The organism is Clostridium cavendishii DSM 21758 (genome assembly GCF_900141845.1).
Taxonomy (GTDB): domain Bacteria; phylum Bacillota; class Clostridia; order Clostridiales; family Clostridiaceae; genus Clostridium_AG; species Clostridium_AG cavendishii.
This window is the reverse complement of the sequence record NZ_FQZB01000004.1, coordinates 171286-196962: the sequence shown is the minus strand read 5'-3', so window position 1 is coordinate 196962 and position 25677 is coordinate 171286. Positions and strand designations below refer to the sequence as shown.

Genomic DNA, 25677 nt, shown 5'->3' with positions numbered 1-25677 from the left:
GCTAAATGGAAAGATTAATAACTGAAAGATTAATATTAAGAGAATGGAAAGAAACTGACAGTAAAGATTTATATGAATATGCTAAAAGCGAATTAGTAGGTCCTAATGCTGGTTGGCCACCACATAAAAATGAGGAAGAAAGTAAAGAAATCATAAAAATGTTTATTAGAAATAATGTTACCTATGCTATTGTTTTAAAATCAGAAAATAAAGTTATTGGTAGTATAGGGTTACATGATAGAAAACCAGATGATAGACTTATTGAATTAAAGCAGAAAGAAATAGGGTATGTGTTAAATCCTAAATATTGGGGAAGAGGAATTGTTCCAGAGGCAGTAAATTGTTTAATCAAATATGGTTTTAATGAACTAAATTTAGATTTAATTTGGTGTGGGCATTTTGACTTTAATAATAAATCAAAAAGAGTAAATGAAAAGTGTGGATTTAAATATAGATTTCACAAAGATGAAAAATTGCAATTATTAGATGATAAAGAAGTTACTACTTTATATTATTGTATGTTTAAGGATGATTATATTAAACATAACCAATAAGTTAATCATTACAATATAATATCTTTGAATTGTGTACTAAAACTAAAGCTAGGTATTTTTGAGAGGTGGACATAATGAACTGTAATATTAATTCATTATATTTATGTGTTAATGATATGGAGAGAGCAGTTAAATTTTATGAAGATTTTTTTGAGAAGTGTGTAACTGAAAAAGATGACATATACAGTGTTTTTGATATAGAAGGTTTTAGATTAGGTTTATTTGCTTATGAACAGATGAATGAAAAACATACATTTGGAAGTAATTGTTTACCAAGTATATCTGTTGAAAACATTAATGTATTAAAAGGTAAGATTGCAAATTTAGAGATTTATTTTCCACTAACGAAGATAGGGCATAACTGGGTTGCTGAATTTGTAGATACTGAGGGAAATCATATAGAGATCACAACTCCTGTGGGATAATCTAATAAAATAAGTATTAATCATAAGATAGTTTAATCTGTTAGCGGAAGCTATACAAGATATTAAAGAAAGGAATTTGGTTATGGAAATAAATGAGGCTATAATAAGTAAAATAGTAGAGAAGGTAAAACTTTGTGAAGAGGAAATAGGTAAGGGAATAATAGGACAGAAGGATATAATAAGACAAGTTATTATGGGAATATTATCTGGAGGAAATATGCTTTTAGAAGGTGTGCCAGGGCTGGGTAAGACTCAACTTGTTAAGACTATTTCTAAGGTTTTTGATATGAGTTTTTCAAGAATTCAGTTTACACCAGATCTTATGCCAGCAGACGTAGTTGGTACGAATTTAGTTATAAAGCAAGGTGATAAAAGTGTTTTTGAATTTGAAAAGGGCCCTATATTTGCAAACTTAGTCTTAGCAGATGAAATAAATAGAGCTACACCTAAAACTCAGTCAGCACTTTTAGAGGCCATGCAAGAAAAAACTGTTACAGTAGGTAAAAGTACTTATATTCTTCCTCAACCATTTATGGTTTTAGCAACTCAAAACCCTATTGAGATGGAAGGAACTTATCCTCTTCCAGAAGCACAATTAGATAGATTTTTATTTAAATTAGATGTTAAGTTTCCAAATCTAAATGAGCTTATGGATATTATGGATATTACAGTTATTAATAAGAAGGTTGAGCTAAACAGAGTAGTTACAGGTGAAGAGGTTATTGAGATGAGGAATGTTATTAAGGAAATACCTATTGCTGAGCCTGTTAAGGAATACGCTTTAAAGGTTCTTCTTGCAACTCATCCAGAGCTTGAAGATTCACCAGAGGTTACTAAAAAGTATGTTAATGTAGGAGCTAGCCCAAGAGGTGCCCAAGCTATTTTTAATACTGCAAGAGTTAGAGCTATCATGGAGGGAAGATTTAATGTTAGCTTTGATGATATAAAGGCAGTAGCTTATCCAGCTTTAAGGCATAGAATATTCTTGAATTTTGAGGGTATTACCGAGGGGATAACTTCAGATATGGTTATTTCAAGGATATTAGAAGAAATAAAGGTTGTGTAGTTTATGTTTAGTTTTGATAGTGATTTTTTTAATAAATTAAATAATATAAATCTCAAGGTAAGACTTAGACTATCAAACGGAGCTCAAGGCGGCAGAAAATCACAAGCAAAAGGTGTTTCTGTTGAGTTTTCAGACTTTAGGGAGTATGTTCCAGGAGATGATTTTAGAAGAATAGATTGGAATGCTTATGGTCGTTTTGATAAGCTTTTTGTTAAGCTTTTTATGGAAGAAAGGGAAGCTATATTTAATATCTTTTTAGATACAAGTAAGTCTATGGATTATGGTGAGGCTAATAAAAGTCATATGGCACTTAAAATAGCTGCCTCACTATCTTATGTAGTACTTAATAATTTAGATAGGGTTTATGTAAATATATTAAACACTAAAATAGAAACAACTAAAGCAGCCTCAGGAAAGCTAGCATTTCAAAGGCTTTTAAAGGAACTTAGTCAAACTGAGTTTAATGGAGCTACAGATTTAAGTTCGGCTATTTTGAAAAAGAATATTAAAGGTAGAGGAGTTAGTATAGTTATATCTGACTTTTTCACACAAGGTTCTTTAGAAAAGATAGAAGAAGCTGTTAAATATCTTAGTTATAAAAAACAGTCCATAATACTTGTGCAAATACTTTCTAAAGAAGAAAGAGAACCAGAGCTTTATGGAGTTTTAAATCTAATAGATTCTGAAACTAATGAAGGGGTTAAGGTTTCAGTAACTCCAAAGCTATTAAAGAATTATGAAGAAGCCTTGAAAAAATACACTAGAGATTTAGAAGAGTTAGCTAAAAAATATGGTGGTAGCTTTGTTCAGGTTAATTCAGAGGATGAGATAGATAAGGTTATACTTAAAAATTTTACAGAGAAAGATTTAATATATTAAGGAGGGAGAATACAGATGAGACTTTGGCCATTAGGATTTTTGATACTTATTCCCCTGCTTATAATACTTTATATATTAAAACAAAAATCGGAAAATCAAGTGGTTTCTTCAAATTTACTTTGGAAGGAAGCCTATAAGAATATAGAGGCTACAACGCCTTGGGAAAAGTTTAGAAAGAATATAATGTTTTTCTTGCAGCTTGTAGCGCTTTTAGCCTTAATAATAGCTTTAACTAATCCGTTTATAAAATGGGGAGGTAAAAGTTATCAAAACTTAATTCTAGTCATAGACAATACAGGAAGTATGAACTCAAAGTATGAAGGAGAGACAAGAATTAAAAAAGCAAAAGAATTAGGACTTGATTATATAAAAAGCTTAAAATCTGGAGGGCAAATAACAGTAATATCCTGTGGAAAAGTAGCAAAGGTTGAAATTGCTTCAACTAAGGATAAAAGCATAGCAGAAGAAAAACTAAAAAACATAGATACTAAAATAGTATCAGGGGATATTAAAGACAGTCTATCAATTATAAGGTCTATTGGAAAACAACTTGAAAGCTATGAAGCTTTAGTTATAACTGATAAAGAGATAGATTTAAGTGATATAAATGGACGAGTTATAAGCCTAGGTACTAAAGGCAAAAATGCTGGTATTGACTTAGTAGCGCATAAAAATGTAGATAATTTATCTAAGGTTATGGTTAAGGTAACTAATAGAGGCGATTCTGATTACAGTAGCGATGTAAGTCTTTATGGAGATGACAAGCTTGTAGATGTTAAACAGGTTTCATTAAAACCTAAAGAAAGCACAAGTCTTTATTTTGATGTTAAGGACTTTAAAGGTACTTACTTCAAGGCAGAATTATCAGAAAAGGATGATTTAATAAGCGATAACTCAGCTTATGATATAGTAAAGGCTAATAATTCTAAAAAGGTACTCTTAGTTACAGAGAAAAATGTGTTTTTAGAGAAAGCTTTTCAAACTATAGATGGTATAGAAGTTATGAAAGCAAACAGTTTAGACAATGTTAATTCAAATGATAAATATGATTTGTATGTTTATGATGGAGTAGTTCCTAAAGAAATGCCTAGCTCCGGAAATGTGATGTTTATAAATCCTAGTGACAATCCTTGGTTTAAGGTTTCTGAAAGCTTAAAGGGTGGAGAGGTAAATATAGTTACAGATAACCTAGAAATTTCAAATAAAGCTGGATTAGGAAAAGAACCGTTCTCAGTAGAAAGCTACAGAAGGCTTAATCTAACAGGAAAAGCTAAACCATTTCTTAAGTATAAGGATGAAGTTCTAGGTTTTGAAGGAAGTTACGATGGTAGAGAAATTTGTGCTATAGGCTTTGATCTTCATAAAAGTGACTTAGGTTTAAAGGCTGATTTTCCTATTTTAATTCATAATCTAAGTAGTAAGCTTTTAGATCAGGGAATGCTACCTAAAAATAATTATTATGGTGGTGAAGACGTTGAGATTAAAGCAAGTTCCATAGGTTCTGATGTAACAATAAAAACTCCAAGTGGAAAGACAGTAAAACTACTATTAAAAACACCATTAAAGCCGTTTGGAGAAACTTATGAGCAAGGAATATATGAAGTAAGTCAAACTGTTAATTCAGAGGTCAAAAAAGAAAAGTTTACGGTTAATATTAAAGCTTCTGAAGAAGGAGATATGAGTAGTGAAAGTCAGGGTGAGATAGATAAAAGAGATAAAGCCATAAAAGATATAAGAGGTGGCTTAGAGCTTGAACCATATTTACTCTTACTTGCAGTTATTATAATAGGTGCAGAATGGTTTTACTATAAAAAGGGCTATTAGAAGGGGAGGATAAAAATGAGTATTGAAGTTACAAGATTATATGCATTATTACTTTTACCTCTTCTAATTGGATTTTTATATTATACAACTAGAAAGTACAAGGTAAAAAATAAAAAAGGAAAATCTGTATTAATAACAAGAATAATTATATTTTTACTTCTAACATTAGCTCTTTGCGATATAAGTTTAAAGATTAACCTTAAAGAGAATTCAACAATATATCTTTTAGACTTATCAGATAGTGCTAAGGAGTTTAAAGGGGAAGGAGAAAAACTTATAAGTGAAGCTATAGAAAATTCTCCTAGAGGAGATAAGTCAGCAGTTATAGCTTTTGGAGAAAATACTGCCGTAGAACAATTTTTAACTAAAAATAGAAACTTTAAAGATGCTACAGCAATACCAACAAAGACAGCTACAAATATAGAAAATGCATTAAATACAGCACTTGGAATCTTTGATAATCAGGGTGGAAAAAGAATAGTGCTTATAACTGATGGTGAAGAAAATGAAGGAGACATGATAAAAGCAGTTCCTTCATTAAAAGAGCAAAATGTAGCTTTAAAGGTATATAAGATAAATAAACAAAAACAGGATGAAGTATATGTAGAAGATTTGAAAATTCCTGAAAATATTAACCTCGGGGAAGAATTCTCCATAGTTGTTAAGATTCAATCTAATGTTAAAACTTCAGGGAAGTTATCATTATTCTCAGGAAGAGAGAAAAAAGGAGAACAGCAGGTTGAAATAGAAAGAGGTACTAATACTTTTGTGTTTAAGGATAAGCAGTTAAGTGGAGGTTTTAAGGACTATAAAGTAAGTCTTTCAGCAGATAAAGATACAGAAACTAAAAACAATGAATATATAGCTTATACTAATGTTAGAGCAAAATCTAAGGTTTTATTAATTGAAGGGAAACCAGGTGATGCTGGAGGTTTAGAAAGTTTACTTAAAGCAAGCTATGTTGATTATAAGAAGATAACACCAATATCAGCACCAAGAAGTTTAAATGAACTTAATGAATATAAGGCAGTAATAACTTGTAATGTTCATAAAGAAGACTTAAGTAAAGAATTCTTAGATAATATAGAACCTTATGTTAAAGATTATGCAGGAGGATTTATAGCAACAGGCGGAGAAGATGCTTATGCACTTGGAGAATATAAGGACACAGCCTTAGAAAAAATACTTCCTGTAAATATGGATATGAAGGGAAAGAAGGAAATACCTGAAATATCTATAGTAATGGTTATAGATCATTCAGGAAGTATGAGTGCTGGAGATGGAATTAGTAAATTAAATCTTGCTAAAGAAGCTGCAACTAAGGCTATAGATAACCTAAGAACAACAGATGATGTAGGTGTAATAGCTTTTGATGATAGTTATGATTTTGTAGTAAAGATGCAAAAGGCAAATGATAAGAATGCCATAAAAAAGTCCATAGGTTCAATTGGAGATGGTGGAGGTACATCCATATATCCAGCTTTAGAAGAGGCTTATAAGGCTCAAAAGGAAAGCAAGGCAAAAATAAAACATATTATCTTATTAACTGATGGACAAGATGAGTTTCATGAATATGATGATTTAGTAAAAAAATTAAATGATGATAAGATAACTTTATCTACAGTAGCAGTAGGGGAAGATTCAGATAGAAGAATGTTAGGTATTTTAGCAGAGGATAGTAAGGGTAGAAGTTATTATACTGATACTAACACTGATATTCCAAGAATATTTGCAAAGGAAATCTTTTTATCAACTAAGGTTTACTTAAATAATAGAACTTTTGTGCCAAAGATTACAGGTAATCATTCAGTTCTTAAAAATGTTGTAGAGGATGGAAAAATGCCAAACCTGTTTGGATATGTAGGAACCTCTAAAAAGGATAAAGCTATAAATGTACTAAGTTCAGATGAGGATGACCCTATTTTAAGCTTGTGGCAATATGGCTTAGGTAAAACAGTAGCTTGGACTTCAGATATGTCAGGGAAATGGAGTGGAGAATTTCTAACTTGGAACAAAAATCTTCAGCTTTGGAGAAATATTGTAGACTATGCAATAACGAATTATGATGGTGACAATTCGCTTAAAATAACTCAAGAAGGTAACTATGCTAAGATAGAATATACACTAAAAGATGGTGAAAAAGCTGGAAAGGTTACAGGTGTTTACAATAGTTCACAAGGAGAAAAAGGAGACTTTAACTTAGATGAGGTAGAGCCAGGTAAATATGAAACAAAGGTTAAACTAAAGGATTTTGATTTCTATAATTTCAATGTGCGTAAAGAAGTAAATGGTAGTGTTGAAAGTAGTAAAAGTTCAGCCCTAGCTATGCAGTATTCAAAAGAATATAAAATACTTCAAAACAATGAAAACCTTGAAGGGTTAGTAAATGATGCTGAGGGTAGTTTTATAAAGTCAGCTGAAGATATTTTTAAAGGCAAGATAAAGAATGAAGCATCAAAAACTAACTTAACTACTTTATTTACTATACTAGCTATGTTATTATTTTTAATAGATGTAGCTTATAGAAGACTTAATATTGATTTAAGTAAAGTTTTTAAGAAACTTGGATTAGTTAAGCTTAAAAGTAAATTTAGAAAACGTAGTGAAAAACAATTTGAATTAAAAAAGGCTAAGAATAAGGGAAAGCCAACTAATGAAAATTCAAAAAAGATTATTAATAAAGCTAAAGTAAACCTAGAAAGTGATAATAGACAAGATTCTAAGGAAGATAGTATGAAGAAAGAAAGTATCGAGGTAAATAAGGAACAGAAGAAGATAGTTAAAAAAGAAAGTTCTAAGAGCAAAAATACTTTAGATACAAAAGCTTTACTAAAGAAAAAACAAGATAGAAATGGGAGGGAAGTTTAATTTTGAAATTTGATATTAAAAAAGTTTTACCATGGTTTATACTTACTGCTTTAGTATTTGGGTTTATAGGATATAAGATAACTGTAGATAAAAGAGGTATAAATGTGGCTATAGGGAATGAAACTAATAAAAAAATAGAAGGGTTAAAGCTTATGTATGAAAATATAACAGAAGATATAAGTATACCTGGTATAGAACCAAATGTACAAAATAATATTAAACTTGAACCTAAAGAAGATTTTAAAGAAAATCAATTGAAGATTTACTATTTAGACAAAAGTGGAGTTGTGCATGATGAAGTTATAGTACCTTCTTTTAAAAAAAGTGAAAATATGACTGTTTATGTTAGAATAAAAGAAATAAATGAAAATGGGGTTATTGATTTTGAGGTGAAAGTAGATAAGTAAAAAATATATAGATTATAAAATAGGTTGTGTTAGTACAACCTATTTTATAATCATAATTTTGTAGTTAAAGAAATTTAATAAAACTGTGATAAGAGTGAAGAATTTAAGAAACGATAAAAATTTGACTATAAAGAAGTAACCTAGTAAAATTAACAGATAAAAAATTAATCGCAAAGGGAGAAAGATGCAATGAATTTACTATCACCAATATCTGAATTTGTAGGAACAGTAAAATATGGAGATACAATAGGTCTTGTTATAGCAAATGTGGATAGTGTTTTGCGAGATAAAATGGGATTAGATAATTGCGATCGAGCAATAGGAATTATAAGCAATAGGAGTGGAGCTGGTTCTCAAGTTATGGCTGCTGATGAAGCTGTAAAAGCTACTAATACGAAAGTAGTAAGTGTTGAGCTTCCAAGAGATACAAAAGGGGGAGCTGGACATGGTTGTTTAATCATACTTGCATCAGAGGATGTATCTGATGTAAGAAGAGCAGTAGAAATTACTCTCAATAATACGGAAAAAAATTTTGGAGAGGTTTATGGATTTGATGCAGGACATGTAGAATTTCACTATACTGCAAGGGCAAGTCTTGCTTTAAATAAAGGGTTTAATGCTCCTATAGGAAAAGCTTTTGGAATAATTGTAGGGGCGCCAGCAGGCATTGGAGTAGTAATGGCAGATACTGCACTTAAAACTGCAAACATTGAACTTATAAGTTATTCAAGTCCAAGTCAAGGAACCTCATACTCAAATGAGGTTATTATAACTATAACAGGAGACTCAGATGCTGTAAGACAATCGGTAATTGCTGCTAGAGAAGTGGGATTATCTATTGCTAAATCAATGGGAGAAAATCCTATATCAACTACAGGTAAAACTTATATTTAATATAGTGTTTATGATGATTTTAAAAAGTATAATAATATCTATATCTTTAAAAACATAGAAGTTAATGGGAGAAGGTAAAATTAATGTTGAACAAGGTGAAAGAATATTACATATAAATGCAGATTTTTTATCTTTTGAAAAAAATAAGATGAAAAATGAATTACTATACTTCTAAAATAGTTCATAATATAAGCATAGCAAGAGTGCTACCTAATTTGTTTTAGGTGGCTTATTTTTGTTTATTAATTAAATATTAGGTTGTTTTAATAAAAACTCTAATGCTATTATGTAAATAATCATAGAAAAAATTGTTTAATAATAGAAAGGGATGAAGTGATTATCCCTTCAAATTGAAAGGAAATTTTTATGTTTAAGGATATTTATATTGAGACTGAAAGGTTAATTATTAAGCCATATTGTATACAAGATATTGATTATTTGTACAAAATATACAGTGATGAAAAAGTGATGGCATATATACCTGAGGGCGTTATGTCGTATCAATGGGTAGAAGATTTGATAAAATGGATGGTTGAATATTGTTATGAAAAAAATACACCAGATAATATAATAAAGTTTGGTGTCTCTGTAGCAGATAAAAAGAGTAATAGGTTGGTGTGGATTAGGTTCACTTGATTGTAAGCCAGAAGATGTTGAGATATTTTATGGATTAGCCAGTGAATATTGGGGCCAAGGATTAGCAACTGAAGCTGCTAAAGCAATGCTTCATTATGGATTTGACATGATGGGACTAAAGCGGATTATTGCGGTAGTAAAACCTGATAATATAGCTTTAAGAAAAATAATTGAAAAGATAGGGATGAAATTTGAAAAAATACTTAAGATGGATGATATTCACTACAGCGGATATGATGGTGAATTATATTATGCTCTAACAAAGGATGAATATAGTGCTAACTTTAAACAATGACTAAGAGTCTACGTTTTATATAAATAAAGATAATTCATTTGAAGATATTTACCCGAGGTGAATAGAAATGTATAATTATCTTAAGATGATCAGTTAAAATAAATTAGTTGAGAAATATACTTAAACTTGGAATAGAACCTATAATATATACATCTTCTTAAAGTAAGTTAAATTAAGAAAAAGTTTAATGCATAAACTAAGATTTAACTTGAAAACTTTATAGAAGATATAAAGCTTATAACAATGTAAAGGTTTAATGAGTATTTAATATAAGCATAAATTTTTGATTTTATGATGTATTTTTAAATTAGTGGGTAGGGGAGTTAAGATGAAGATAGCAATAGTTTCAGATATTCATGGAAATTTAGTAGCGTTAAATAGATTTTTAAAGGTAATAGATGAAGAGAAAATAGAAACTATACTTAATTTAGGGGATTTTATAGGTGGATTATATCCTATAGAGGTTTTAAATATCATAAAGGATGATAAAAGATTTATAAGTGTTTTAGGTAATCATGATGAATTGCATAGAGATTATATATTAGAAGAAGCAGGAATAGAAGCAGTAAAATTTATAAACTCAATACCCTTAAATAGAATAATTGAAATTTGTAATAAAAAAATACTTATGGTACATTCTTCAGAAAAGAGTAATATGGATATTCCAGTATTATTTACTGGGAAATCCTTAGAAGAATTTGTAGAATCTTATGATAAAAATGTTGATATTGTTCTTTTTGGACATACTCATTTACAATGTTTTATAACTTATTATGGAGATAGGATTATTATTAATCCTGGTTCATTAGGCCTTAGCTATGATGGAAATGAGAGCTTTTTAATAATAGATTTTAAAGAAGGTGGAGTAGATTATATATTTAAAAAGTTAAATATATAAATTTAAGAATCTAAACAAAATATTTTAAATTTATGTGGATGGTTAATGTTAAATGGGAAAAATGTAATTTTATATAGTTACAAGGAATATATAAAATTATTATTGTCTATAATTAAAGCATGAACTTAACAAAAAAAGGAAGTGCTTAAAATGATAAAAGGAAAATTTTTAATAGCAACAGCCTTAGTAATGGCTTTAACAGTACCAACAGTAGCTTATGCAGCTACAGATAATACAAATACTAAAACTACAAAAACAGCAGTAACTCAGAAAAAAACTACAAATAAAAAAGTAAATAAAGATAAAAAGAACACTAAGAAGAAACAAGGGACTTATTATGATAATATAAAAGGTCTTGATGCAGAAACTAAAAAGGCAATAGATAATGCTCTGAAAAATGAAACTGCTATTTATAAAGAAATAGCAAAGGCTACAGGAGAGAAAAAACATAATAAAGAAACTACAGATAAAGAATTAAAGGATAAGATAAAGGCTATTGGAGCTAAGGTTAAATCAAAAGCAATTACAAAAGCAGAAGGTAAAAAGGAAATAAATGATTTAAAGCTTCAAAATAATGCTTATTATAAAAAGTTAAATGACGAAGTTAAAGCTGCATTAAAGGATGTTGAAACAAAATTAACAGCAAATAATGCAAGTAAAAAAAAGGCTAATGAAGAACTTAAAAAGGCTGTGGCTTCAAAAGATAGTAAGGCTATAAATGATAAAGCTAAGACTTTAGAAAAGGTAATTGCAGAAAAAAATAGTTTGTTAAAAAATAAGCTTGATATACTTAATAAATATTTAAAATAGAAGTTAATAAATAGAGAAGTGCTAGTTCTAGATAAAAATAGAACTGGTATTTTTTTGTCTAAATTTGTTGAATGTTTTTTGTTTACAGTAATATTAATACTAGTGTACTATTGAAATAGAACACTAGTATTAATAAGGAGAAATTTTATAAAAAAGTTAATACTTTAAAATTTTAAAAAAGAATTAGTTTTTGAGATAACACTTTTGATGCTTTTTTTCTTAATTATTATAACTGCTATGTACACATTAGCTATAGCTATAGGTTTTATTAATAATAGTTTATTTTTAGAGAAGATAATTGGAAATGCTAGCGGTTATAAAATTGATGAAAATTCCTTAAAGATATTATTTGTTTGGATTTTAATTGGAGATTTAATCTTTTTTATATTTACTATGCTTTTCTTTTTAAAGTTAAACCTAGAAAATAGAAAAGCATTTAATGGAATTGGTGAAGTAATAATTGCAATGGTTATGTATATTGTTATGAAGTTTATGAGTGCTTGTTTAGACTTTTTATTTAGTCCAATAGCTATTACTATTTGTAAATTAAAAGATGTTGATTATAATCTGTGTTCTTTAAATCCTTTCTTTATAATAAGTTCTGATGGAGTTAAACTTAGTTATGTTTCTATATTCATAATGATATTTTTAACCTTAAGATTATTAAAGAATACTAGAAAGATTGCAACCGGGTTAGATGTAAGCTAAAAAATAGGTGAGAGTTTAAAGTGGAGAAATGAAAGCGGGGAGTTTGAGTGCTTTATATAAGTTTCTGTTCAACTTTCAATTCTTAACTATCAATTTTAATAATTAATTGTGATTGGCAAGTGTACTGATTAATTAATCAAAAGAAAATAGAAGTAGGTGATATTGTGAGTGTGGTATTTAATGAAAAGCTACCAATATATATTCAGATAATAAATTATATAAAACAGAGGATAATCTCAAAGGAAATAGCTTTAGGAGAAAAGTTACCTTCGGTTAGGGATTTGTCAAATGAACTTAAGGTTAATCCAAACACTATTCAAAAGGTTTATGCAGAGCTTGAAAGGCAAGGAATAACCTATTCTAAGAGAGGAATGGGGACTTTTATAGTAGAGGATGAGACTCTTATATCTAGTCTTAAAAATGAACTTGCGTTAGATAGTATGAATGATTTTGTGATAAGTATGAAATCTTTAGGTTTTACTAAAGAAGAGGTAAAGGCATTTTTTGATAAAAAATGGGATGACTTTAATTAAGGGATGAGAGGAGTAATAAAATGAATGTATTAGAGATTAAAGATGTAAATAAAAGCTTTAGAGAGAAGAAGGTTTTGAAGGATATATCTATAGATTTAGAAAGTGGGAGTATACTTGGGCTTTTAGGTCCTAATGGTAGTGGAAAAACTACTATATTAAAATCTATTGCAGGACTTTATGAGATAAATAGTGGAAGTATACTTGTTGATGGAAAAACTGTTGGTAAGGAAACAAAAGGTATAGTTTCATTCTTGCCAGATAAGCCTATCATACCTAGTAATATGAAGGTTTCAGAAGCTATAAACTATTTCAAAAACTTCTTTGAAGATTTTAATGAAGAAAAAGCTATCAATATACTTACAAGATTTTATATTCCTTTGTATACAAAGCTTGATAGATTATCAAAAGGTGATAATGAGAAAGTTCATTTAGCGTTAACCTTAGCTAGAGAAGCAAAGCTTTATTTGTTAGATGAACCATTAGTTGGTTTAGATCCTAAAGCTAGAGAAGAAATGGTAGAGGTTATTTTGGAGAATTTTAATGAAGGAAGTTCTGTTATAGTATCTACTCATTTAGTGAGAGATGTAGAAAGATTATTTGATAAAGTATGTTTTATAAAGAATGGCGAAGTTTTTATGCTAGAAGATGCGGAAGACATTAGATATAGAAATAATATGTCTATTGAAGAATTTTTTAAAGAGGTGTATTAAACTATGAAGAAATTAATAAAATATGATTTGAAAAATTACTGTGTAGTGGGCGCTATATGTATTTTAGTATTAATACTAAATTTATGGTTAAATTATGCAACAGAAAATGGAGGAGCTAATTTAACCATAATGGGGTTTATAATAATATTATTTTATTCTGTATCAAAAATTAGTAAAGAAGCAATAAATACATGTGGATATACGATTAATTACTTATTGCCGTATAGTAAAAATGAAATTTTATTATCAAAAATAATAAGTTTTATAATAATAAGTTCTTTATATACACTTATAGCAATTATATTGTTTTGGGGAAGCGAAAAAAATATTAAATGTTTGATGGGGTTTTTGCATAATGAATTTGATGCACCTATGATATCATTAAATATAAGTCTTATTTGGAGTTTGTTTTGTACTAATATCTCTAATATAGCATTGTTAATTATAGTTGTTTATACAGATATAAAATTCAAATTAAGAGTAAAAAATTCTGTTTTTAATAATATTACTAAAGTTATAGTGATTTGTGCATTATTATTTATTATTTTAGCAGGTACATTAAATTTAGGTGATAGTTTTAATTTAGGAATTAATATAGCTGATATTAATAGAAGTACAATATCTAAGCTTCAAGGACCTTTTGTGACAGTTACTAATAAATTTATACAGATTAATTTTACTAGTTTATTAATATATATTGGACTAGGCTTGTATTGTTTTAAAGGTATTCTTAAAAGTTATAGGTTTATTGATGTTAGATAAATATAGTATAATAGAAAAAAGTTTTAGAATATACAAATTTAAAGATAAAAGAAAGAGAGTGTATGAGGATGAATGAATTAAATAAAGTAGATATAGAAAATAGAGAGCAAAATTATAAGTATATGGTTTATGCAATAAAAGATCAATTTGAAAATGAAAAAGACCTAATAGCTAATCTTTCAAATGCATCTGCTATAATCAAGTTTTACATTGATGATTGTAATTGGGCAGGTTTTTATTTAAATAAGGAAGATACTTTAGTACTTGGACCATTTCAAGGCTTACCAGCTTGTATAAGAATACCAAGTGGAAGAGGGGTATGTGGTACAGCTTTTAAAGAAAAGAAAGTTCATAGGGTTTTTAATGTTCATGAATTTGAAGGACATATAGCTTGTGATGGGGCTTCTAATTCTGAGATAGTATTACCTATAATAGATAAAAATTCAAATGTTTTTGGTGTACTTGATATAGATAGTCCATCTATAGGTAGATTTACAGAGCTTGAAGAGAAATATTTAATACAAGTAGTTAAGGTTATTGAAGAAAATTTATAAATAAGACATATGAAAGAAAATAAGACAGCATACTGGTATATTAATTTTTTTATTATGATTAATATGAAAAAAGTCGTTGATTTTATCAACGACTTTTTCAGCAAAATCACAAGAAGAGGTGTGATTTCCGCCGCTAAGGTGTAGTAAGATAACAGAGTGTATTTAAGAACTACACTCATAATAATATTATATAATTAATTTATATAAATGTTACAACGATAGTAAAGTAAGTAAGTATAGGGATTTCCTTGTGAAAAAATTGTTAAAGTATGTTGAAACTTTGATAAAATGTTTGACATGACAGAGCTATATTGATATACTTTTATTAAAGTGCAAACGATTGCAAAATATAATTTTATAAACCAATTAATATTCTATGTAAAAGAAACATCTTATAAATATTAAAAAAAGGAGCTTAAATATTTAACAAACTGTATTATTATTACCTTATAAAAATGTTATAATTACAAGGTAAACTTATAGGGTATATTACTAGAAATAATAGATTAATAAATTTATTATTAATCTTTTATTTTTGTTTCATAAACTTAAGAGAGAATTAGATTTAGTTTTTAAGTTAGGATGTGATTTTAATGTCAGTTACAATAAGAGAAGTAGCCAAGGAAGCAGGAGTATCTCCTTCCACGGTATCAAGGGTTATAGCAAATAATCCTAAAATAAGTGATGAAACTAAGGAAAGAGTTTTAGAAGTAATAAAGAGACTTGATTATCATCCAAATGCAATAGCAAGAAGTCTAGCGAAAAGCTTTACAAGTACTATAGGTATAGTTTTGCCTAGAGAAGCAGAGGATCTTTTTAAAAATCCATTTTTTGTTCAAGCTATGACGGGAATAAATGTATATGCCCAAAAAAAAGGTTATTACATAATGTATTCATTTACTAAAACAGAAGAGGAAGAAGTTGAGCTTATAAACAGATTTATATCAAGTAACATAGTAGATGGTGTCATTCTACTTATTGCAAGAAGTAAGGATAAATGTATTAAACTTTTAAAAGAAAAGGAGTTCCCATTTACTGTTGTTGGAAGACCGGATGAAACAGAAGGAGTTCTTTGGGTTGATAACGATAACTTTCAAGCTGCATATAATGCAACTAATTATCTTTTTGCTAGAGGATATAATAATCTTGCGTTTATTGGTGGAACAGGGGAATGGAATGTATCTAAGGATAGGTTAAATGGATATATACAAGCTCATACAATAAATGGTATGACAATTGATGATAATATGATTGTACAAATGGAAGATTTTAAAGAAAAATATGGTTATGAAGCGATTAATAAAATATTAGAATATAAAAAACCAGATGCTGTTTTAGCTACAGATGATTTGCTTGCATTTGGAGTCTTAAAAGCACTTCAAGATAATAATACTGATGATATAAAGGTATTAGGGTTTAATAACACCCCTCTTGCAGAATATCAAGTTCCACCATTAACATCAATTGATATTAATGCTGAAAAATTAGGATATTATGCAGCTAAGCTTTTAATAGGTAAGTTAAAGGATGAAAATATGAAAAAGAAACATTATATTATAGAAACAAATTTAGTAGAAAGAATGTCCACAATTAAGTGAATATCTAAATTTTAATTTTGATTATTTAAAATTATTCTTAATAATTTTAATTCATAAGATTTCAATAAGCTACAACGGATATATTATAGATAATATTTAAGAATTAGAGTGGCAAGTTATAGTTGTTGATAAGTAATTTGCTTATTTAGGATAATAAATATTAAAAGTTGAAAGCTTGCAGTTTTTAAAACATTAACATTAAGTAATTGTAAAAAGATTTTTATAGGTGTATAATGATGTGAACAATAATTATCTTTAGTTAAGGGGGACCTATATGGGAATAAAAATAATTTGTGATAGTACATCCTATATACCTAAAAATTTACTTGAAAAACATGATATTTCTATAATACCGTTAAGCGTTATTTTTAAGACAGAAAGTTTTAAAGAAACTGAAATAGATAATGTAAGGTTTTATGAAAAAATGGAGGAAGAAGATACTATACCTACATCTTCTCAACCTAGTATAGATGAACTTTATAATATGTTTGAGGAATTTGTTAAAGCTGGTCATTCAATCCTTGGAATATTTATGTCTTCAGAATTAAGTGGAACATTTTCAAGTGTAAATTTGGTGAAGAATATGATACTTGAAAATTATCATAATGCAATTATTGAAGTTATAGACAGTAAAAATACAGCTATGCCTATGGGATTTGCAGTTTTAGAAGCTATAAAAGCTGTTGAACTTAATAAGACATTCTCTGAAGTTATGGCAGCAGCTAAAAGGGTGATTGATAATTGTAGATTTTTATTCATTCCAGATTCTTTAACCTACTTAAAGAAAGGCGGAAGAATAGGTGGTGCAGCTGCACTTCTAGGAAACATATTACAAATAAAGCCTGTACTAACTGTAGTAGATGGTAAAACTACAATATTTGATAAGGTTAGAACAAAGAAAAAGGCTATAGATAGAATGATTGAAAAGTTTATGTCTGATGTTGAAGAGAAAGGTTTAGGTGATGTAGTAGTACATCATATAAATACATTAGAAGAAGGTTTAGAATTAGCAAAAAGAATAGAAGAAAAGACTAATATTAAAGTACAAGTGTGTGATATAGGACCAGTAGTAGGTGTTCATGTAGGACCAAAGAGTATTGGTATAGCATATTACACTAATCCATAGATTATAAATAAACTAAAAATTCTAAGTAGAATTTTTAGTTTATTTTCAATTTATGCAGAATTTAATGTGCATAAATAATAAAAAAATATTGACTTATTATAGATTTTAGTGAATAATATACATTATAAAGTTAATAACTAAGGTAGAGGTGCAAAGATTAAGAGTATCATAGTTGAGGTAAGCACAATGACACTATGAGAAAGGAAAATTTGCCGAAGTGAGTAAGCTAACGCTTTAAAGCTACTTGCTGGTTTTGATTAGAATATAAGCAAAACTGTCACAATTTAAAGTTTGTGGAGAGCTATCATTCAAGTAAGTATTTGATATGTATTATTATACATTTTAATACCCTGAGTGTAATGCTTGGGGTATTATTTTTTTGTATGAAAAATATAAGATTAGATATACTTTTAATGTTTTTTTATCTTGGTTAATGCTTTATGGGATGTTCTAAATTTAGGGACAACTTATCTTTAGAATAAAAATTATATTCAATACAAATAATTTAATAATAGCCCATAAGGAGGAACAAAAAATGAGTACGAATGAAAATTCAGGAGAATTAAAAAGGGGTTTAAAAGCTAGACACTTAAATATGATTGCTATGGGAGGGGCTATAGGAACAGGAATATTTTTAGCTATGGGGGATACAATTCACCAAGCTGGACCAGGCGGAGCTATGGTAGCTTATGCTGTAATAGGGGTTATGGTATATTTCTTAATGACAAGTCTTGGAGAAATGGCTACATATATGCCTATATCAGGTTCCTTTGGAGCATATGCAACAAAATTTGTAGATCCAGCATTAGGTTTTGCGTTAGGTTGGAATTATTGGTACAACTGGGCTATAACAATAGCAGCAGAAATGGTAGCCGGTTCTATTATAATGGGACATTGGTTTCCAAATGTTAAGCCAGTTTATTTTAGTATATTATTTCTTGTGATAATAGTAGGATTAAATCTTTTATCAGCAAAGGCTTATGGAGAGTCTGAATATTGGTTTGCTGGTATAAAAATATTTACAGTTATTGTTTTTTTAGTAATAGGAGTAGCAACTATATTAGGGATAATGGGTGGAGAAGCTATAGGACTTAAAAATTTCACTTCAAATGGAGGACCGTTTATAGGTGGATTTAAATCAATATTTGCTATATTCTTAATTGCAGGTTTTTCATTTCAAGGAACAGAGCTTGTAGGAATAGCAGCAGGAGAAAGTGAAAATCCAGAAAAAAATATACCAAAGGCTATAAATACTATATTTTGGAGAATAATAATATTTTATTTAGGAACAATTTTTGTAATAGGAGCAGTGCTTCCATTTTCAGAAGCAGGAGTTTCACAAAGTGCATTTACAATGATATTCGAAAAAGCAGGAATAGCTACAGCTGCATCTATAATGAATGGAGTTATATTAACTTCAGTACTTTCAGCAGGTAATTCAGGTATGTATGCTTCAAGTAGAATGTTATATGCTATGGCTAAAGATGGAATGGCACCCAAAATATTTGCAAAGGTAAATAAAAAAGGTGTTCCCGTAAATTCATTAATTTTAACCACTATAGTGGCATCAGCTTGTTTTTTGACTGGAATATTTGCTCAAGATACAGTATATGTATGGCTTGTAGCAGCATCAGGTTTAGCTGGGTTTATAGCCTGGGTAGGGATAGCAATTTGTCATTATAGATTTCGTAGAGCATATAAAGCACAAGGGCACCATTTAAATAATTTAGTATATAAGGCTAGATTATTTCCAATAGGACCAATAATAGCTTTGCTTTTATGTATAGTTGTAATCTTAGGTCAAGGATTTGCTTATATAAATAACGGACAAGTCGATTGGAATGGATTAACAGCAGCATATATAGGACTACCAATATTCTTTATACCATGGGTTTCCTATAAAGTTAGACATAAAACTAAGCTAATACCTTTAATGGAAGTTGATTTAACAACAGGACAATCTGCTTTAAATAATAAAGAAGATAAAGTAGGATAATATGATTTTTGGAAATAGAAACAAAACACTTAGGTGGATTGTTTCTATTTTATTTAAGATATATTTTTGAAAGTAATAAGCTAGTATTTGCATAAATATGATTTATTATTTTTATGTATAAAACTACTATTAATTAAATAAAAAATAAAAGTTTATTAATAAATTTAGTGGTATAATTACTATGAAAATAATTTTTTATAAAGGAGCGATAAAAATGAATCAAGTACTTGAAAATATATTAACAAGAAGAAGTACCAGAGCTTTTAAAAATGAGCAATTAAAAGATGAAGAAGTTGAAGTTATAGTAAAAGCTGGACTTCATGCGCCTAGTGGTATGAATAGGCAAACATGGCAGTTTACTGTAGTTCAAAATCCAGAAACTATAGAAGAACTTGCTAAAGTTATAAGAAAATTATTGAATAAAAATGAAAGTTATAATTTTTATGGAGCACCTACACTTGTTATGGTATCTAATGATATAGATAATACTAATGGACTTGCTGATTCTTCTTGTGCTTTAGAAAACATGTTTTTAATGGCAAATTCATTGAATATAGGTTCTTGTTGGATAAACCAACTTAAAACAATTTGTGATAATGAGGAAGTAAGATGTATTCTAAACAGCCTTGAAATTCCACAAAATCATATTGTTTGGGGAATTGCGGCATTAGGATATAAAGCTACTGAAAATAATAAAGAAAATAAAATAACTGGAGTAGTTAAATATTTTAAATAGGATATAAAGATTATTAAAGAAATTTGTATTTAAATAACTTTGATTATGAATTAGTTTATAAGTTTAATTTCAAGTTATATTATTAAATTACTTAAAAACATAAAGCTATTGGTAAATTAAAAAACAAACTGTTAATTGTCAACTAGACAGGCAGAAGTTTAAGTTACCAATAGCTTATTTTAATTTGTGTTGTAAGGTGGTAGATTGAATATAGCTATAAGCATTTTACATTTTTTAAAGTGAAAATGTTGATAGAATACCTAATCAACATTAATTAGCCTAGTAAAGTAAAAAATTGATTTAAGGGTGAATATTAAAAAGGGTGAATATGTAAAAAAAATCAGATAATACATAGTATAAAGAAGTTTTTTTATGCAAACATTATCATTGTGAACAAAATTTTAATAAATAAATTACTTAGTTGACTAATTAATTTGTCGCTAGTATAATAAATTTTAGTTAGTAGACTAATTAATTTTGGAGGTAGTTTATGAAGTGTTTTAATGATGATTCGTTGTACAGTGTTTTTTATCGCGTAATCAAATTACATTATAGAACAATGCACGGTATGCTAGATAAGATAGGTATTTATCCTGGGCAACCACCTGTGCTTTTTTCACTTTATTTTAAAGATGGACAAAGTCAAAAAGAGTTAGCCGACAAAATAAAAGTAAAACCAGCTACAATTACAGTTATGCTTTCAAGAATGGAAAAAGCAGAGCTTGTAACTAGAAAGCCAGACAAAGATGATCAGAGGGTTTCTAGGGTGTTTATTACTGATAAAGGAAGAGAAACTTGTGAAAAAGTAAAGGAAATAACTAAAGAAGCACAAGAAATATGTTTTAAAAACTTTACTCAAGAAGAACTTATAATAATTAGGCGTCTATTTATGCAAATGAAAGACAATCTTTTAGAAGTAGTAGATGAAGATATAAAGTTTTAACTTTACATACATTAAAAATATTAGACTAAGGAGTTGATTGTTAAATTGAGCAAACTACTAAAACATCTTAAACCATTTGTTTCATTAATATTTCTTGCAATAATACTACTATTTATTCAAGCAATGTGTGATCTATCATTACCAGATTACATGTCTAATATTGTAAACGTAGGAATTCAACAAGGAGGAGTTGAAAACTCAGTTCCAAAGGCAGTAAGAGAAGGTGAAATGAATAAACTTTCGATTTTCATGAATCCTGATGAAAAAAAAGAGATATTAAGTGATTATACGTTAATTACAAAGGAAAGTTCTGAGTATTCAAAATATGTTAAAGATTATCCAGCATTAGAAAAGGAAAATATTTTTGTACTAAATGATATTAGTAAATCAGAAATTGATAAAATAAATATACCTTTAGGAAAGGCATTTTTAGCTGTTTCTGGTGTGGAAAATTTAAAATCTCAAGCTAAAGATGGAATGATAGATCTAAATGGTAGAAAGGTTCCAGAAAAGACCGATTTATTTATGATTTTTTCTAAACTTCCAGAAGCTGAACGCTCAAAAATTACAGATGATATGAATAAAAAGTTTGTATCTTTAGGCGATACTATGATTACTCAAGCTGCATCTAAGTCTGTTAAAGCAGAATATTCAGCTTTAGGTATGGATACATCTAAAATAGAAAGAGATTATATTATCCATACTGGCTTAATAATGTTGGGTATTTCACTATTTGGTGCAGTTTGTACCGTAATAGTTGGACTTTTAGCTTCAAGAACAGCAGCAGGATTAGCTAGCAATTTACGTAAATATGTTTTTACTAAAGTAGAAAGCTTTTCAAATAATGAATTTGATAAATTCTCTACAGCTTCATTATTAACAAGAACTACTAATGATATTACGCAAATACAAACACTTGTTGTAATGGCTATAAGAATGATAATATATGCTCCAATTTTAGGTATAGGTGGAGTGATAAAAGCTATTCATAAAAGCCCATCTATGTCATGGATTATTGCGTTAGCTGTTGTTATTCTTTTAGGATTAATTGTAACAGTATTTTCAATTGCTATTCCTAAATTTAAAGTTATTCAAAAACTTGTTGATAAACTTAACCTAGTTACTAGAGAAAATCTATCAGGAATGATGGTAATAAGAGCATTTAATACTCAAAAGTTTGAGGAAAACAGATTTGATGAAGTAAATAAAGATCTTACTAATACAAATTTATTTGTGAATCGTATCATGATAGTATTATTCCCAGTTATGATGCTTGTAATGAATGGTGCAACTATTCTTATTATATGGGTTGGTGCTCATAAAATAGCTGATTCAAGTATGCAAGTTGGTGATATGATGGCATTTATGCAATATGCTATGCAAATTATTTTTGCATTTCTTATGATGTCATTCATGTTTATAATGATTCCAAGAGCTTCTGTTTCGGGACAAAGAATTTCAGAAGTTTTAGATACTGAAATTACTATTTTAGATCCTGTTAATCCACAAACTTTTACAAAGCCAGTTAAAGGAGGCATAGAGTTTAAAGATGTTTGCTTTAAATATCCTGGTGCTGAAGGAAATGCACTTGATAATATAAGTTTTAAAGCATTATCTGGTCAAACTACAGCATTTATAGGTTCTACAGGCTGTGGTAAGTCTACTTTAGTAAATTTAATTCCAAGATTTTATGATATAACTTCTGGAGAAATACTAATAGATGGAGTAGATATTAAAACTGTAACACAACATGATTTACGCGAACAAATAGGTTATGTTCCTCAAAAGGGTTCACTATTCCAAGGAACCATTGAATCTAATATAAAATATGGTGATAAAAATGCAAGTGCTGAAGATATAAAGAATGCAGCTAAGATAGCTCAAGCAATGCAATTTATAGACGAAAAACCAGAAGGTTTTGAAAGTGATATTTCCCAAGGAGGAAGTAATGTTTCGGGAGGACAAAAGCAAAGATTATCTATTGCGCGTGCTCTTGTAAAGAAAGCTCCTATATATATATTTGATGATAGTTTTTCAGCTCTTGATTTTAAAACAGATTCAGCTTTAAGAAAAGCTCTTAAAGAAACAGTTTCTTCTAGCACATTTTTAATAGTTGCTCAACGTATTTCTACTATTATGAATGCTGAACAAATAGTAGTTCTTGATGAAGGAAAGATAGTTGGTATTGGTACACACGATGAACTTATGGAAAACTGTAAAACTTATCAAGAAATTGCTCTATCTCAGTTGTCAAAGGAGGAATTATCATGAGTTCAAAAGAGAATATGAAAGGACCTAAAAGACAAGGGAAAATGGGTGGACCCGGTGGTCCTATGATGCAAGGTGGAGAAAAAGCACGTGACTTTAAAGGAACAATGAAAAAGCTTATTTCTTATTTAAGTGTATATAAATATTCAATGTTTATAGTATTTGTATTTGCAATAGCAAGCACTATTTTCTCTATTGCTGGTCCTAAAATAATGGGAAAAGCAACAACAAAGCTTTTTGAAGGAATAATGGGTAAAATTTCGAATACTGGTGATATTGATTTTGATTATATAAAAAACATAGTATTACTACTTATAGCTTTATACGTGATAAGTTCAGTATTTAGTTATATTCAAGGATGGATAATGTCTAGTGTTTCTATGAAGGTAAGTTATAACTTTAGAAAAAGTATTTCTGAAAAAATTAATCGTATGCCACTTAAATATTTTGATGGAACAAACCATGGTGAAGTGTTATCTCGTGTTACTAATGATGTTGATACACTTAGCCAAACTCTTAATCAAAGTTTAAGTCAGATTATTACTTCAGTTGTAACTGTAGTCGGAATACTTGGCATGATGCTTAGTATTAACTGGCAATTAACCCTTGTAGCACTTTGTGTAATTCCGTTATCAATGATACTTATAGGGGTCATAGTTAAGAATTCTCAAAAGTTTTTTAAGCAACAACAAGATTATCTTGGAAATTTAAATGGTCATGTTGAAGAAATGTATAGTGGCCATGTTGTAATGAAAGCTTTTAATGGTGAAAAAGAGAGTGTTAAAAAGTTTAATAAGATGAATGATAAACTTTTCACTGTAGCATGGAAATCACAATTTTTAACTAGCATAATGATGCCTCTAATGGGTTTTGTAGGAAACTTAGGTTATGTAGCAGTATGTATTTTTGGAGGATGGCTTGCAGCAAAAGGAACTATACAAGTTGGTGATATTCAGGCGTTTATTCAATACGTGCGTCAGTTTAATCAGCCTTTAACTCAAATTGCAAATATTTCAAATATACTTCAACAAACAGCAGCTTCTGCTGAACGTGTTTTTGAATTTTTAGAAGAAAATGAAGAAGTTCCTGAAACAACTAATCCAGAGGCAACTGATAATATTTCTGGAAGTGTTGAATTTAAAGATGTACATTTTGGATATAATGAAGATAAAATTATAATAAATGATTTTTCAGCTTCAATAAAACCAGGGCAAAAGGTTGCTATTGTAGGACCTACTGGTGCTGGTAAAACTACTATGATAAAACTATTAATGCGTTTTTACGATGTAAATAGTGGAGAAATCCTTATAGATGGTCACAATATAAAAGATTTTACTCGTAATGATTTACGTTCAATGTTTGGTATGGTTTTACAAGATACTTGGTTATATAATGGCACAATCATGGAAAATATTCAATATGGACGTCTTGATGCAACTAAAGAAGAAGTTATAACAGCTGCAAAGGCTGCACATGTTGACAGTTTTGTTCATACTCTACCAGATGGATATGACATGGTATTAAATGAAGAAGCTTCTAATGTATCACAAGGTCAAAAACAATTATTAACTATAGCAAGAGCTATACTTGCTGATCCTAAGATACTTATTCTAGATGAAGCTACAAGTTCTGTTGATACTCGTACTGAAGTACAAATTCAAAAGGCTATGAATAATCTAATGAAAGATAGAACAAGTTTCATAATAGCTCATCGTTTATCAACAATACGTGATGCAGATTTAATACTTGTTATGGCTAATGGAGATATTGTTGAACAAGGCACTCATACTGAGCTTCTAGCTAAAGAAGGTGTATATGCTAATCTTTACAATAGCCAATTTGATATTGAGGAAGCTATTTAATTAAATTTAATTTTAAATATAGAGGCCCTATAAAGTAGAAGTTTTCATTTTTACTTTATAGGGTATAATTAATATAGGATAAAATATTAGTTATATATTCTAATGTATAGCTTATTATACATTAAAAATGCTATTGAATTAATAGAAATTTAATAGTGTTTTTTGTTAGTAATAATTAAATTTAGAGAAATAATAATATATAGAACTATGTTCAGATTCATTTTTGGCTATTAAAAGTTTAAATAGTCTTGTATTTTATATATTTTTATATAATAATTATATTAATAAATGAAACTCCTATTCACTATTATTCATAGGAGTAAGT

The 25677-nt window shown here is 28.7% G+C and carries 23 protein-coding genes, 1 pseudogene and 1 riboswitch; all 24 genes and pseudogenes read left to right on the top strand.

The features are described 5' to 3' along the window. Nucleotides 1–5 precede the first annotated feature (5 nt). The 24 genes and pseudogenes from BUB01_RS02930 (at nt 6) to BUB01_RS02820 (ending at nt 25352) form a co-directional block, all read left to right on the top strand. Entirely contained in the window at nt 6–554 is a 549-nt protein-coding gene (locus tag BUB01_RS02930) for a GNAT family N-acetyltransferase (RefSeq protein ID WP_072985142.1), read from the top strand. Nucleotides 555–628: 74 nt separating this feature from the next. Continuing rightward, nucleotides 629–979, top strand: coding sequence for a VOC family protein (locus BUB01_RS02925; RefSeq protein WP_072985140.1), 351 nt, complete (start codon nt 629–631; stop codon nt 977–979). 61 nt (nt 980–1040) lie between these two features. Next, nucleotides 1041–2045: an AAA family ATPase gene (locus BUB01_RS02920; protein ID WP_278337108.1), complete on the top strand. Its 1005-nt coding sequence runs from the start codon at nt 1041–1043 to the stop codon at nt 2043–2045. Nucleotides 2046–2048: 3 nt separating this feature from the next. Beyond that, nucleotides 2049–2924 carry a DUF58 domain-containing protein gene (locus tag BUB01_RS02915; RefSeq protein ID WP_072985135.1) on the top strand — a complete coding sequence of 292 codons (876 nt, stop codon included), beginning with the start codon at nt 2049–2051 and terminating at the stop codon, nt 2922–2924. 15 nt (nt 2925–2939) lie between these two features. Further along, the gene (locus tag BUB01_RS02910; protein ID WP_072985133.1) at nt 2940–4748 is read left to right on the top strand and encodes a vWA domain-containing protein; all 1809 of its coding nucleotides are present in this window, start codon (nt 2940–2942) and stop codon (nt 4746–4748) included. Nucleotides 4749–4763: 15 nt separating this feature from the next. Continuing rightward, nucleotides 4764–7616, top strand: coding sequence for a VWA domain-containing protein (locus BUB01_RS02905; protein ID WP_072985131.1), 2853 nt, complete (start codon nt 4764–4766; stop codon nt 7614–7616). A gap of 2 nt (nt 7617–7618) precedes the next feature. Then, complete coding sequence (locus tag BUB01_RS02900; RefSeq protein ID WP_072985129.1) at nt 7619–8023, top strand: hypothetical protein; 405 nt, start codon at nt 7619–7621, stop codon at nt 8021–8023. A 186-nt stretch (nt 8024–8209) separates the two neighbouring features. Continuing rightward, nucleotides 8210–8917: pseudogene (gene pduB, locus BUB01_RS02895) on the top strand (propanediol utilization microcompartment protein PduB); the annotation flags it as partial. Between the two features lie 366 nt (nt 8918–9283). After that, nucleotides 9284–9553, top strand: a complete 270-nt coding sequence (locus tag BUB01_RS22675; RefSeq protein ID WP_084108232.1) for a GNAT family N-acetyltransferase — start codon at nt 9284–9286, stop codon at nt 9551–9553. Further along, on the top strand, nt 9513–9848 hold the full coding sequence (locus BUB01_RS22670) for a GNAT family N-acetyltransferase (RefSeq protein ID WP_084108229.1): 336 nt from the start codon (nt 9513–9515) through the stop codon (nt 9846–9848). The genes BUB01_RS22675 and BUB01_RS22670 overlap by 41 nt, the downstream gene beginning before the upstream one ends. Nucleotides 9849–10176: 328 nt before the next feature. Continuing rightward, nucleotides 10177–10746 (top strand): metallophosphoesterase family protein, encoded by a 570-nt coding sequence (locus tag BUB01_RS02885; RefSeq protein WP_072985125.1) that lies wholly within the window; start codon nt 10177–10179, stop codon nt 10744–10746. 150 nt (nt 10747–10896) lie between these two features. After that, the gene (locus tag BUB01_RS02880; RefSeq protein ID WP_072985123.1) at nt 10897–11556 is read left to right on the top strand and encodes a hypothetical protein; all 660 of its coding nucleotides are present in this window, start codon (nt 10897–10899) and stop codon (nt 11554–11556) included. 237 nt (nt 11557–11793) lie between these two features. Continuing rightward, entirely contained in the window at nt 11794–12264 is a 471-nt protein-coding gene (locus BUB01_RS02875) for a hypothetical protein (protein ID WP_207649971.1), read from the top strand. A gap of 164 nt (nt 12265–12428) precedes the next feature. Then, complete coding sequence (locus BUB01_RS02870; protein WP_200802829.1) at nt 12429–12797, top strand: GntR family transcriptional regulator; 369 nt, start codon at nt 12429–12431, stop codon at nt 12795–12797. A gap of 20 nt (nt 12798–12817) precedes the next feature. Next, a complete protein-coding gene (locus BUB01_RS02865; RefSeq protein ID WP_072985116.1) occupies nt 12818–13507 on the top strand; it encodes an ABC transporter ATP-binding protein in 690 nt (229 codons plus the stop codon). Between the two features lie 3 nt (nt 13508–13510). Beyond that, nucleotides 13511–14269: a hypothetical protein gene (locus BUB01_RS02860; RefSeq protein ID WP_072985113.1), complete on the top strand. Its 759-nt coding sequence runs from the start codon at nt 13511–13513 to the stop codon at nt 14267–14269. Nucleotides 14270–14337: 68 nt separating this feature from the next. After that, nucleotides 14338–14823, top strand: coding sequence for a GAF domain-containing protein (locus BUB01_RS02855; RefSeq protein ID WP_072985111.1), 486 nt, complete (start codon nt 14338–14340; stop codon nt 14821–14823). Between the two features lie 593 nt (nt 14824–15416). Further along, nucleotides 15417–16421 (top strand): LacI family DNA-binding transcriptional regulator, encoded by a 1005-nt coding sequence (locus tag BUB01_RS02850; RefSeq protein ID WP_072985109.1) that lies wholly within the window; start codon nt 15417–15419, stop codon nt 16419–16421. Nucleotides 16422–16695: 274 nt separating this feature from the next. After that, complete coding sequence (locus tag BUB01_RS02845; protein WP_072985107.1) at nt 16696–17547, top strand: DegV family protein; 852 nt, start codon at nt 16696–16698, stop codon at nt 17545–17547. 135 nt (nt 17548–17682) lie between these two features. Then, nucleotides 17683–17859: riboswitch (Lysine riboswitch) on the top strand. A 223-nt stretch (nt 17860–18082) separates the two neighbouring features. Further along, entirely contained in the window at nt 18083–19543 is a 1461-nt protein-coding gene (locus BUB01_RS02840) for an amino acid permease (RefSeq protein WP_072985105.1), read from the top strand. A 214-nt stretch (nt 19544–19757) separates the two neighbouring features. After that, nucleotides 19758–20279, top strand: a complete 522-nt coding sequence (locus BUB01_RS02835; protein WP_072985103.1) for a nitroreductase family protein — start codon at nt 19758–19760, stop codon at nt 20277–20279. Between the two features lie 490 nt (nt 20280–20769). After that, on the top strand, nt 20770–21222 hold the full coding sequence (locus tag BUB01_RS02830; protein WP_072985101.1) for a MarR family winged helix-turn-helix transcriptional regulator: 453 nt from the start codon (nt 20770–20772) through the stop codon (nt 21220–21222). A 45-nt stretch (nt 21223–21267) separates the two neighbouring features. Beyond that, a complete protein-coding gene (locus BUB01_RS02825) occupies nt 21268–23493 on the top strand; it encodes an ABC transporter ATP-binding protein (RefSeq protein ID WP_072985098.1) in 2226 nt (741 codons plus the stop codon). Then, on the top strand, nt 23490–25352 hold the full coding sequence (locus BUB01_RS02820) for an ABC transporter ATP-binding protein (RefSeq protein ID WP_072985096.1): 1863 nt from the start codon (nt 23490–23492) through the stop codon (nt 25350–25352). Before BUB01_RS02825 ends, BUB01_RS02820 begins: the two co-directional genes overlap by 4 nt. The last annotated feature ends 325 nt before the right edge of the window (nt 25353–25677 follow it).